This window comes from Parafrankia sp. Ea1.12 (assembly GCF_900465275.1).
Lineage (GTDB): Bacteria > Actinomycetota > Actinomycetes > Frankiales > Frankiaceae > Parafrankia > Parafrankia soli.
Map to the genome: position 1 here is coordinate 1 of NZ_UBIZ01000740.1, position 425 is coordinate 425.

Consider the following 425-nt stretch of genomic DNA (forward strand, 5'->3'; position numbering starts at 1 on the left):
CCTCCGCACCCTCCAGGCCCTGCTCGCCGTCTGGACCGGCGCCTGCCCCACCTGCCAGCGACCCTTCAACCACACACCTCCCGTAACCGTTCACCCGCCAGGAGTCACCTAACGAAGTCCTACTAGGAACTCGACGTTCCGGACCCGGAGACCGGTCTCCTCGTAGGGCGGTCTCCCGGCGAAGTGCCGTGTCCACGGTCTCGTCCGGCTCGACGTTCCCGCCCGGCAGGAAGTACCAGGTCTGCCCCCGGCGGTTGGTGAGCAGTAGCCGGTCCTCGGCGAATGCCACGAGGCGGGCGCCACCTGGCCGCAGGTAGCACCATGCCCAACGGCCACACTCGGGAGCCATGGGGCATGGACATCACCACAGTGGAGGAGCGGGGACCGGCGAGACGTCGCGGCCGGCCACGACTGTCATGGCGGTA

1 protein-coding gene is annotated in these 425 nt (G+C 68.9%); it reads right to left on the minus strand.

Features of this window, described 5'->3' with window-relative positions:
• Window positions 1-289 (minus strand): NUDIX domain-containing protein (locus FMEAI12_RS40460; RefSeq protein WP_368672149.1); only part of this gene is annotated, 289 nt, incomplete at its 3' end.
• Window positions 290-425 lie beyond the last annotated feature (136 nt).